Here is a 10,366-nt window from a genome sequence, read left to right as displayed (position 1 = left end):
GAGACGCCCGTCGAGACCGTCGTCGACTCGCAGGTCCCGATCACCGAGACGGTCACGACGGACACCCCTGAAGAGTCCAGCGGGCCCGGAAAGGGCGAGAAACCCGAGAAGGCGGAGAAGCCCGACAAGGCCGACAACTCGGGCAACTCGGGCAAGCCCGACAATGCGGGAAAGTCGGATCACGCGGGAAAGCCCGACAAGGCCGACAAGAAGGGAAAGCCCGGCGAGGACTGAGCGCCGCGCGTTCACCACTCCGCACGGACGCGGCGCGCGTCACGGTGCGCGGACGACCACGGCACACGTTCTGGAAGACGCGTGCGGAGCGGTGAACCGCGTGGGCGTCAGCCCGCGTAAGCGGCGCGCACGTCGAGCACCCACGTCACGCCGAAGCGATCGGTGAGCATTCCGAACCCCGGAGACCACGGCGACGCCGCGAGCGGCTCGATGATCGACGCTCCGTCGGCGAGCGCGTCCCAGAGCGGGGTGAGCTCGTCGAGCGAGTCGGCACGGAGCGACTGGAAGAACGAGCGGTCGGTGAGGGTCATCCCGTTCTGGCGCGTGGTCGTGCCCGCGGTCGCCGCGCCGTCTCGGTCGGACCCGGGGATGTCGTACGCCATGAGCCGGAAGCCCTCGGCGTTCTCGACCTGCCCGAACACGACCTCGTCGGCGCCGGGCAGTCCGGCCGGCATGCCGAAGTCGGCGTATGTGGCGAGCGTCACTTCTCCCTGGAAGACGCTGCCGTAGAACTCGAGCGCCTGCCGGGCCGTGCCGCGGAAGTTCAGGTGGGTGGTGGTGGCGATGGACATGGGATCTCCTCGGATCATCGTGGGCGGCGGATGCCGTCGAGACCCACACTCACAGCAGAAGAGGTCAGTTTCGGTCCTCTATTCGTCGCAGAATGGATGTCATGACCGGCAGCTCCTCGCGCATGCTCGCTCTGCTCTCCCTGCTGCAGACGCAGCGGGACTGGCCGGGCCAGGTGCTCGCCGATCGCCTCGACGTCACGCCCCGCACGGTGCGCCGAGACGTCGATCGGCTGCGTGACCTCGGCTATCGGATCACCGCGATCAAGGGCCCGGATGGCGGTTACCGCCTGGCCGCAGGCTCCGAGCTTCCGCCCCTTCTGTTCGACGACGAGCAGGCCGTCGCGATCGCGGTCGCCCTGCAGAGTGTGCCGGCATCCGGGATCGACATCGACGAGGGCGCCGCGCGAGCGCTCGCGACAGTGCGGCAGGTGATGCCGTCGCGCCTGCGGCATCGGGTCGACGGCATCCGCTTCACCGGCGTCGAGAACGAGACGCGAGTGGATCCGGCAGTGCTCGAAGCCGTCAGCGCGGCGGTGCGCGATCGGCGCGTGCTGCGCTTCGACTACGGCGAGCTCCGCGACCGACCGGCCAGGCGCACCGAACCGCACGCCGTCGTCGCGCGGGAGGGTCGCTGGTACCTGCTCGCGTGGGACCTCGAGGCCGAGGACTGGCGCACGTTCCGGTTCGACCGCATGACCCCGCGCATCCCGACCGGTCCCGGTTTCCTGCCGCGAGAGCTGCCTGCCGCCGACGCCCAGACCTACCTCGCCGCACGGGCGAAGGGATCGGATGCCGGCGACCGCTGGCCGTGCATCGGCGAGCTCGTGCTCGACCTGCCCGCCCGCGAGGTCGCACCATGGATCGGATCCGACGGAACCGTCGAGCCGATCGACGCCGCCTCGTGCCGCGTCAGCGTCGGATCGTGGTCGTGGGTCGGCATCCTCGCGTCGATCGCCCGCTTCGACGCCCCGTTCACGGTCGTCGGCCCGGCGGCCCTGGCGGAGGCCGCCGACGCCCTCGCGGCCCGCTTCGCCGCCGCTTCCTGACCGGCGATCGGCGTCGGCATCCCCCGGTAGACTGCATAGTGCCCCGCCGGCCCCTTCCCTAGGAGTGCGCGTGACCACCGCCCCTGCACCTGCCCACAAGCACGTCCCCGACTCCGTCGAGAACGCCACCGCGACTCCGGAGAAGGAACAGCCCTACGCGGCGCTGGGCCTCAAGGACGACGAGTACGCCCGCATCAAGGAGATCCTGGGCCGCCGCCCGACCTCCGGCGAGCTGGCCATGTACTCCGTGATGTGGTCGGAGCACTGCTCGTACAAGTCGTCGAAGAACTACCTGCGCCGCTTCGGCCAGAAGGTCTCCGACGAGATGAAGGAACGCCTCATGGTGGGCATGGGCCAGAACGCGGGCGTCATCGACGTCGGCGAGGGCTGGGCCGTCACCTTCAAGGCCGAGAGCCACAACCACCCCTCCTTCATCGAGCCCTTCCAGGGCGCGGCCACCGGTGTCGGCGGCATCGTCCGCGACATCATCTCCATGGGCGCCCGCCCCGTCGCGGTCATGGACGCCCTGCGCTTCGGAGCGATCGACCACCCCGACACGGCCCGCGTCGTGCACGGCGTGACCAGCGGCATCAGCTTCTACGGCAACTGCCTGGGCCTGCCGAACATCGGCGGCGAGACGGTCTTCGACTCGGTCTACCAGGCCAACCCGCTCGTCAACGCGCTCGCGGTCGGCGTGCTGCGCCATGAGGACCTCAAGCTCGCGAACGCCACGGGCGTCGGCAACAAGGTCGTGCTCTTCGGCGCCCGCACGGGTGGCGACGGCATCGGCGGCGCCAGCATCCTGGCATCCGACTCCTTCGACTCCACCGGACCCACCAAGCGCCCCGCGGTGCAGGTGGGCGACCCGTTCGCCGAGAAGGTGCTCATCGAGTGCTGCCTCGAGCTGTACCGCGATGAGCTCGTCGAGGCCATTCAAGACCTGGGCGCCGCCGGCATCTCGTGCGCGACCAGCGAGCTCGCGGCCAACGGCAACAGCGGCATGAAGGTCTCGCTCGACAACGTGCTGCTGCGCGACCCGTCGCTCACGGCCGAGGAGATCCTCATGTCGGAGTCGCAGGAGCGCATGATGGCGATCGTCGCGCCCGAGAAGCTCGACGCGTTCCTCGCCGTGGTCGAGAAGTGGGACGTCGAGACGTCGGTGCTCGGCGAGGTCACCGGAGACGGCCGCCTCATCATCGACTGGCAGGGCGAGCGCATCGTCGACGTCGACCCCTCGACCGTGGCGGTCGACGGCCCGGTCTACGACCGCCCGGTCGCCTACCCGACGTGGATCGACGCCCTGCAGGCGGATGCCGCCGAGAACCTCCCCCGGTCGAACGACCCCGAGGTGCTGCGCGAGCAGTTCCTCGACCTGGTCGCCTCGCCGAACCTCGCCGACACGCGCTGGATCACCAACCAGTACGACTACTACGTGCTCGGCAACACGGCCCTCGCCTTCCCCGACGACGCCGGCATGATCCGCGTCGACGAGGAGTCGGGTCTCGGCTTCGCGATCTCGACCGACGCCAACGGCCGCTACTGCCAGCTCGACCCGTACGCGGGCGCGCAGCTGGCCCTCGCCGAGGCGTACCGCAACGTCGCCGTCACCGGCGCCGTTCCCACCGCGATCACCGACTGCCTGAACTTCGGCTCCCCCGAGAACCCCGAGGTCATGTGGCAGTTCGGGCAGACCGTCGACGGACTCGCCGACGGATGCTACGAGCTCGGCACCCCGGTCACCGGCGGCAACGTCTCGTTCTACAACCAGACCGGCGACGTGCCGATCCACCCGACCCCGCTCGTCGGCGTGCTCGGCATCATCGACGACGTCTCGCGCCGCATCCCCTCGGGATGGCAGGACGAGGGCCAGAACATCTACCTGCTCGGCACCACCTCGACCGAGCTCTCGGGCTCGGCGTGGGCAGAGACCGTGCACCAGCACCTCGGCGGACTGCCCCCGAAGGTCGACCTCGCGGGCGAAAAGCGCCTCGCGGGTCTGCTCGGCGCCGCCCGTGACGAGTGGCTGATCTCGTCGGCGCACGACGTGTCGGAGGGTGGCCTCGCACAGGCCCTCGCCGAGGGCGTCTCGCGCTTCGGCGTCGGCGCACGCGTCTGGCTGAACGAGATCATCGAGCGCGACGGCGTGGATGCCGCATCCGCCCTCTTCTCCGAATCGACCGGTCGCGTCATCGTGACCGTGCCGCGCGAAGACGACGTGAAGTTCCGCGGCCTCTGCGAAGGCCGCGACTACCCGGTGATGCGCATCGGAGTGACCGACAGCGAGGGCGCGAAGCTCGAGGTGCAGGACGTGTTCACGGTTCCGATCGCCGAGATCCGCGAGCGCTCGCAGGCCACGCTGCCCGCAGCGTTCGGTCCCACGGTCACGGAGCCGGTCGGCGCATGAGCGGTGACGGCCTGAGCGAGGACTACGGCGACCTGGGCGAGAAGCGCAACCGTCGCCTGCGCATCGTCGCGTGGACCGTCATCATCGCGCTCATCCTCGGCGGCGGCGGCGCGACCGTCATCACGCTGATCCTCGGCTGACCCGGCCGCGGCCCTGTGCCGCCGTCCCGGCGTCCCGGCGTCCCGACGGCCCGACGGCCCGGCGGCCCGGCGTCCCGACGCCGCACCGTCCCGACGTCCCGGCACAGATGCATGCTCGATTCACAGATGCATGCTCAGAACCCGATTCTGAGCATGCATCTGTCTTTTCGGCATCCATCTGACACCCTGCGGTCTTCTGCACCGGCATCCGTGATCCGGGCTTCTGCACAGTCGCCGGGAACCAGCGGCCGAATGTAGGTCCCCCCGTGGAACATTCACGACATCACTAACTCCAGGGGGATGCCATGACCGAAGCCAAACTCGACCTGATCGCCAAGCTGCTGGCGAAGGCTGAGAGCACGACGCCTGAAGAGGCAGAGGCACTGACCGAGCACGCCGAGCGCCTGATTATCAAGTACGGGATCGAACAGGCGCAGATCGACGAGCGACGCGGGTGCCTGGGACAGACGCAGGAGCAGATCGTCACAGAGCGGATGCTGTTCCGCGGCGTGTACGCGAAGGACATGCGTGAGATCGGCATCGGCGTGGCGAGAGGCCTCGGCGCCGTGCGACCGCTTCTGGCCGAGTACCCGCCCATCGCAGGACTGCTGCTGGTCGGCCACCCGTCCGACATCGCTCAGGTGCAGACGCTCACCGCGAGCCTCCAGGTACAGGCGATGGTCGCGATGCGCAGCTGGTGGCTCGAGCATCGTCCCTTCTACGTCGGACAGCGCGAAGGGGAGAAGCGGCGCGCGCGCAGCGGGTTCCTGCGCGGCTTCGCCGTCGGGGCGATGAGCCGCATCGAAGAGAGTCGCCGCGTGACCGTCGAAGAGAGCGGCTCGGGCACCGAACTCGTTCTCGCCTCTCGGCGACACCGCGTCGATGCGGCCGTCGACGCGATGCACACCTCGCGCTCGAGGCGCCGACGCGCAGCGGATGCCGGCTCATGGTCGCACGGTCATCGATCCGGGCGGCAGGCGCAGACCGGCGGCCGTTCGCTGGCCGTGAGATGATCTCGTGCCCGCGCGACGATGCGGAAGCGTGCCCGTCGCCATGCGAGGTCTATACTGCGCAGATGGACGATTCCGGATTCTGGTTCCTCGGAGGCGCATCGAGCCTCGGTGCGTCAATGCTCGTCCTGCCAACCGTGCAGCCCGAGTGGTGGTCGGTCCTGACCGTCGTCGTGACGTTCGTCGGTGCCGCAGCGATGTTCGTCCGAGGCGCCGTGGAGTGGCGTGCGGCACGTCGCCGGGCCGCCACCTGCTCGGAGTAGCCGCCGTCAGCGCCGGAACAGGTATCGCATCAACTGCACGATCGACTCGGGATCGTGCTCTTCCCGTCCGAGGGATTCTACGATGATCGCGCCGAGGATGGCACGTCCGAGCTGCTCGATGGGTGCATCGTCGGGAAGCTGGCCGTCGCGGATGCCTCCTCGCATCCGATCGGAGAGGTATTTCTCGACGCCCAGGCTCTCGCCGAGGTGAGCGCCGACTCCGGCGTCCTCCGTCGCTGCGGCGACCAGAGAGCGCAGGAGTGCGCCGCCCTCGGGTGCGTCGAGGATCGACAGCACACTGCGAAGCCAGGTCTCGACGTCGGCAGCGAGGTCACCGGTGTCGGGCACGACGAAGTCGACGGGGATGAGGCGCCCTTCGGCCAGGCATTCACCGATCAGGGCACCGCGTGAGGGCCACCACCGGTAGATGGTCTGCTTGCCGACGCCGGCCTCCTTCGCGATCCCCTCGATCGTGAGGCGGTCGTACCCCTGATTGTGGAACAGGCGAGAGGTCGCATCGAGGATCGCCTCGCGGGCAGCCGTGCTGCGCACAGGTCCGCTTCGATGCTCATTCGCCACCCGTTCAGGATAACCACAGAACCCTAGACGATACGCACCGTATGATCTATTCGTCTGAAGGAGATCGTTTTGGCTTCACTGCTGTACCGACTGGGTTCACTCGCCGCACGCAGAGCATGGACGGTGATCGTCTCGTGGATCGTGATCCTCGGGCTCGGCGTCGGCGCGTTCCTGACGCTCGGCGGCACGCTGAGCAACAGCTTCGACATCCCGGGCACCGCCTCCGGTGCGGTCACCGACCAGCTCGCCGAGAAGCTGCCCGACACCGCCGGAGGAACCGGCACGGTCGTCTACCAGACGACCGACGGCTCGGCCTTCACCGAGCAGCAGCGGCAGGAGATCTCCGAACTCGCGGCGAGCGCGGAAGACCTCCCCGGTGTCGCCTCGGTCATCGACCCCTTCGACGCTCAACAGCAGCAGGCCGACCAGGCCGCCGAACTCGCAGACGGCGAGAGGCAGATCGCCGACGGCCGCACGCAGCTGGATGCCGGGCAGTCCCAGCTCGACGCCGGACGCGCGCAGCTCGACGCCGGGCTCGCGCAGCTGACTGCCGCTCGGTCTCAGGCCGAGGCCGGCGGCGCCCCCGCCGCGCAGCTCACCGCCCTGGATGCGCAGATCGAGGCGCTGAACGCCCAGGGCGCCGAGCTCGACTCCCAGCAGAAGACCATCGACGACTCCCGCGCGGAGCTCGAGGCCAACTCCGAGCAGGCCGACCTGGGCTCGACCCTGCTCGAGCTGACGAACGGCATCGGCGTCGTGTCCGACGACGGGTCGACCGCGATCGTCAACGTCTCGTTCGAAGACCCGCGCCTCGAGCTCTCCGAAGAGGTCAAGGAAGGCACGATCGAGCACTTCGAGTCGTCGCCGATCGACGGCGTCGAGGTCGACTTCGGCACCGACATCGCTCAGGGCGTGCCCGAGATCTTCGGAGTGGGCGAGGCGATCGGCCTCGCCTTCGCCGCCGTCGTGCTGATCGTCATGCTCGGCTCGCTGATCGGCGCCGCGCTCCCGATCGTGACGGCCGTCGTGGGTGTGGGCGTCGGCGTGACCGCATCCCTCGCCTTCTCGGGCGTGGTCGACATGGCATCCGTGACTCCGGTGCTGGGCGTCATGCTCGGCCTCGCGGTCGGCATCGACTACTCGCTCTTCATCGTGAACCGGCACCGCAAGCAGCTGCTCAACGGCGTGCCCGTGCGGGAGTCCATCGGGCTCGCGACCGGGACCTCGGGCACCGCGGTCGTGTTCGCCGGCACCACGGTGATCGTCGCTCTGCTCGCGCTCAACGTGACGGGTGTGCCGTTCCTCGGACTCATGGGCACGGTCGGCGCGGTGTGCGTCGCCGTGGCGGTTCTCGTCGCGATCACGCTCGCCCCTGCCGTTCTCGGACTCGTCGGCACCCGCCTGCTCAGCGGCAGAGCGCGCGCCACGATCGGACAGCCGCACGCGGCGGGCAAGCCCGTGACGCGCATGTCGACGCTGCGTGCGATCGTCACGGTGCTCGTCAGCGTCATCGCGCTGCTGATCGTCGCGATCCCCTCGATGTCGATGCGCCTCGGCCTGCCCGACGGGGGCAGCGAGCCGTCGGACTCCACGAGCTACCGTGCTTTCCACGTCGTCGACGAGCAGTTCGGCGAAGGCGCGAACGGTCCGCTGCTCGTCACTGCGACGCTCGACGACGCGGTGAGCGACGACGACCTGCTCGCGACGCAGGTCGATGTCGCGCAGACGCTCGCCGACCTCGACGATGTGGTCGCCGTGGCGCCGATCGCGGCATCCGACGACAACACCCTGCTCGCGTTCCAGGTGCTCCCCGCCGAGGGCCCCAACAGCGCGTCGACCGAGAAGCTCGTGCAGGACATCCGCGCCCTTCCGCAGCTCGACGGCGGCATCACGCTGGGTGTCGCCGGGCAGGCCGCGATCAACATCGACATCTCCGAAGCGCTGGCCGGCGTGCTGCCGCTCTACCTCGTGGTCGTCGTCGGGCTCTCGCTGCTCATCATGATCGTCGTGTTCCGCTCGCTGCTCGTGCCGATCATCGCGACGGGTGGATTCGTGCTCTCGCTGTTCGCGACGTACGGTCTGATCGTCGCGGTCTTCCAGTGGGGCTGGGGCGCCGAGATCATCGGTCTGCACAGCACCGGCCCGATCCTGAGCTTCCTGCCGGTCATCCTGGTCGGCATCCTGTTCGGGCTGGCGATGGACTATCAGCTGTTCCTCGCCTCGGGAATGCGCGAAGCGTACGTGCACGGTGCCTCGGCGAGAGACGCCGTCGCGCAGGGCTTCCGCGCCGGACGCTCGGTCGTCGTCGCCGCGGCCCTCATCATGGTGTCGGTCTTCGGCGGGTTCATCTTCTCGGAGTCGACCATCATCCGCTCGATCGGCTTCGGGCTCGCCTTCGGTGTGCTGCTCGACGCCTTCGTCGTGCGGATGCTGCTCATGCCCGCGCTCATGCACCTGCTCGGCCGCTCGGCGTGGTGGCTGCCGCGGTGGCTCGACCGCATCCTGCCGAACGTCGACATGGAGGGCGCGGCGCTCGAACGCGACCACCCCGGCGTGCGGACCGACACGATCACCGTGGTGCCGCGCGAGAAGCACACCGGGCATTGACGCCAGCGCCGGGCTCTGGGCTTCAGCTCCGGGCTCCGGCGCCGAGATCCGACGCCGGCGCCGGGATCGGTGCGCAGCCGGGCGGTGCCCGACCACTCACGCAGCGAAGGAGATCTCACGTAACGAAGGCCCCGATCCCGGGGACGCTCCTTCGATGCATGAGATCTCCTTCGCTGCGGGGGCTGCATGGCAGTCGCCCTGCCGTCCGCGGGCAGTCGTGCCACGACGCCTGACGTTCGCCCAAGGCACTCCACCACTTTCGCCGGCGCGGGAGCCTGAGTAGCCTCGACCGGCAAGGAGGCGACATGACCGTCACACCGTTCGACGTGCCCCTCGACCGGAACATCGAAGGCTACGAGATGGGCTCCCCTGTGAGCATCATCCGCGAGTTCACCGACGCCGTCGGCTCGGGGCCGCGGCTGCACCGGCATCCGTACGTCGAGACCTTCGTCATCCACCGCGGACGCGCGCTCTTCACCGTCGGCGACGAACAGGTCGTGGGCGCCGGAGGGCAGGTCCTCGTCGTGCCCGCGCTCGTCTCGCACCGGTTCGAGGTGCTCGACGGCGGGACCTACGAGGCCACCCACATCCACTCGAGCGACCGCTTCATCACGGAATGGCTGGCGTAGTCGCATCCAGCATCGGTCGATGGGCGACCGAATTCCGTGCAGCCGAACGCGTCGCGGCCAGTCGCACGTTCGGTCGGCAGGTGCGCCCGAGGCCGTGCGTCAGGCCACCATCCCGCACCACAGCACTTCGACGGCAGACCGCACCCGCGCCGCCACTGCGGGGTCGTCCATCCTCTCCCCGCGCACGACGATCTGGTAGTACGCGGTGCCGGCCATCGCGTCGAAGCACGCCTCGACGTCGAGGTCGGCGCGCAGTTCTCCGCGGGCGATCCCGGCGCGCAGCGCGTTCAGCAGCGGCGCCCGGCGGCGCGACACGTGCGACTGCCAGTACTCCTGATCGCGACCATGTCGCCGCCCGTGAGGGCGTAGTCGGCGACGATGTCGTCATCCGCCGCACGGGAAAGCCAGGTGACAGGGAATTACGAGACCGCCGTACTCGAAACCGAACGCTGGATGAACGGATGGTGTCGGCGTCTGGCGGCCCGATGACCCGGGGGGCGACCTAGAGTGTGGGGATGACGTCGGATGCTCGCGAACGCCTCGAGTCGCTGCGCGCGGATGCGGCGCACCGGGTCGCGGCGACGGCGGCGACGCTCGCCGAGCTCACGCACGACCGGGAGGGCTCGAACGACGACGACGAGCACGACCCCGAGGGCGTCACGCTCTCGTCCGAGTGGTCACGGCTGACCGGGCTCGCCGAGGCCGCGGCATCCGAGCTCCGGCAGGTCGACGAGGCGATCGCGCGACTGGATGCCGGCACGTACGGCGTGTGCGCGAACTGCGGTCGGCCGATCCCGCAGGCTCGCCTCGAGGTGCGGCCGTTCGCGACGCACTGCGTCGCGTGCGCCGAGAAGCTCGGCCTCTGAGCCGGAGGTTCCGCCG

The 10,366-nt window shown here is 69.4% G+C and carries 11 protein-coding genes and 1 pseudogene; 9 read left to right on the top strand and 3 right to left on the bottom strand.

The window, feature by feature from the left end; all coding sequences use genetic code 11:
* On the top strand, window positions 1-234 hold a 234-nt coding region (locus RWO82_RS13685; protein WP_314428003.1), incomplete at its 5' end, for a hypothetical protein.
* A gap of 107 nt (window positions 235-341) precedes the next feature.
* Here the strand turns inward: RWO82_RS13685 and RWO82_RS13680 are convergent.
* Complete coding sequence (locus tag RWO82_RS13680; protein WP_314428002.1) at window positions 342-806, bottom strand: VOC family protein; 465 nt, start codon at window positions 804-806, stop codon at window positions 342-344.
* A gap of 101 nt (window positions 807-907) precedes the next feature.
* On the opposite strand from RWO82_RS13680, the gene RWO82_RS13675 reads away from it, so the two are divergent.
* The 5 genes from RWO82_RS13675 to RWO82_RS13655 all read left to right on the top strand — a co-directional run bounded on the left by RWO82_RS13675 (window position 908) and on the right by RWO82_RS13655 (window position 5,669).
* Window positions 908-1,852 (top strand): WYL domain-containing protein, encoded by a 945-nt coding sequence (locus RWO82_RS13675; protein ID WP_314428001.1) that lies wholly within the window; start codon window positions 908-910, stop codon window positions 1,850-1,852.
* Between the two features lie 70 nt (window positions 1,853-1,922).
* Window positions 1,923-4,256 (top strand): phosphoribosylformylglycinamidine synthase subunit PurL, encoded by a 2,334-nt coding sequence (gene purL / locus RWO82_RS13670; protein ID WP_314428000.1) that lies wholly within the window; start codon window positions 1,923-1,925, stop codon window positions 4,254-4,256.
* Complete coding sequence (locus RWO82_RS13665; protein ID WP_201470373.1) at window positions 4,253-4,396, top strand: hypothetical protein; 144 nt, start codon at window positions 4,253-4,255, stop codon at window positions 4,394-4,396. Before purL ends, RWO82_RS13665 begins: the two co-directional genes overlap by 4 nt.
* 305 nt (window positions 4,397-4,701) lie before the next feature.
* Window positions 4,702-5,409 (top strand): DUF2786 domain-containing protein, encoded by a 708-nt coding sequence (locus tag RWO82_RS13660; protein WP_314427999.1) that lies wholly within the window; start codon window positions 4,702-4,704, stop codon window positions 5,407-5,409.
* Window positions 5,410-5,471: 62 nt separating this feature from the next.
* Window positions 5,472-5,669 carry a hypothetical protein gene (locus RWO82_RS13655; protein ID WP_314427998.1) on the top strand — a complete coding sequence of 66 codons (198 nt, stop codon included), beginning with the start codon at window positions 5,472-5,474 and terminating at the stop codon, window positions 5,667-5,669.
* 6 nt (window positions 5,670-5,675) lie between these two features.
* Here RWO82_RS13655 and RWO82_RS13650 read toward each other — a convergent pair whose 3' ends face one another.
* Window positions 5,676-6,248 (bottom strand): TetR/AcrR family transcriptional regulator, encoded by a 573-nt coding sequence (locus RWO82_RS13650; protein WP_314427997.1) that lies wholly within the window; start codon window positions 6,246-6,248, stop codon window positions 5,676-5,678.
* 69 nt (window positions 6,249-6,317) lie between these two features.
* Between RWO82_RS13650 and RWO82_RS13645 the strand changes: the two genes are divergently transcribed.
* Both RWO82_RS13645 and RWO82_RS13640 read left to right on the top strand, forming a co-directional pair.
* On the top strand, window positions 6,318-8,855 hold the full coding sequence (locus tag RWO82_RS13645; RefSeq protein ID WP_314427996.1) for an MMPL family transporter: 2,538 nt from the start codon (window positions 6,318-6,320) through the stop codon (window positions 8,853-8,855).
* Between the two features lie 305 nt (window positions 8,856-9,160).
* On the top strand, window positions 9,161-9,484 hold the full coding sequence (locus RWO82_RS13640) for a cupin domain-containing protein (protein WP_314427995.1): 324 nt from the start codon (window positions 9,161-9,163) through the stop codon (window positions 9,482-9,484).
* Window positions 9,485-9,583: 99 nt separating this feature from the next.
* Here the strand turns inward: RWO82_RS13640 and RWO82_RS13635 are convergent.
* A pseudogene (locus RWO82_RS13635) lies at window positions 9,584-9,808 on the bottom strand (TetR-like C-terminal domain-containing protein); the annotation flags it as partial.
* A gap of 191 nt (window positions 9,809-9,999) precedes the next feature.
* Between RWO82_RS13635 and RWO82_RS13630 the strand changes: the two are divergent.
* On the top strand, window positions 10,000-10,350 hold the full coding sequence (locus RWO82_RS13630) for a TraR/DksA C4-type zinc finger protein (protein ID WP_314427994.1): 351 nt from the start codon (window positions 10,000-10,002) through the stop codon (window positions 10,348-10,350).
* Window positions 10,351-10,366 lie beyond the last annotated feature (16 nt).

The organism is uncultured Microbacterium sp., assembly GCF_963521645.1.
Lineage (GTDB): Bacteria > Actinomycetota > Actinomycetes > Actinomycetales > Microbacteriaceae > Microbacterium.
Note: the sequence above shows the minus strand (reverse complement) of the source record. Positions and strands in the feature narration are given on the sequence as shown.

Excerpts from the sequence above, each read along its gene's own strand:
- RWO82_RS13680 (WP_314428002.1), bottom strand. The coding sequence starts at position 806 with ATGTCCATCGCCACCACCACCCACCTGAACTTCCGCGGCACGGCCCGG.
- RWO82_RS13675 (WP_314428001.1), top strand. The coding sequence starts at position 908 with ATGACCGGCAGCTCCTCGCGCATGCTCGCTCTGCTCTCCCTGCTGCAG.
- RWO82_RS13630 (WP_314427994.1), top strand. The coding sequence starts at position 10,000 with ATGACGTCGGATGCTCGCGAACGCCTCGAGTCGCTGCGCGCGGATGCG.
- RWO82_RS13655 (WP_314427998.1), top strand. The coding sequence starts at position 5,472 with ATGGACGATTCCGGATTCTGGTTCCTCGGAGGCGCATCGAGCCTCGGT.
- RWO82_RS13640 (WP_314427995.1), top strand. The coding sequence starts at position 9,161 with ATGACCGTCACACCGTTCGACGTGCCCCTCGACCGGAACATCGAAGGC.
- RWO82_RS13660 (WP_314427999.1), top strand. The coding sequence starts at position 4,702 with ATGACCGAAGCCAAACTCGACCTGATCGCCAAGCTGCTGGCGAAGGCT.
- RWO82_RS13665 (WP_201470373.1), top strand. The coding sequence starts at position 4,253 with ATGAGCGGTGACGGCCTGAGCGAGGACTACGGCGACCTGGGCGAGAAG.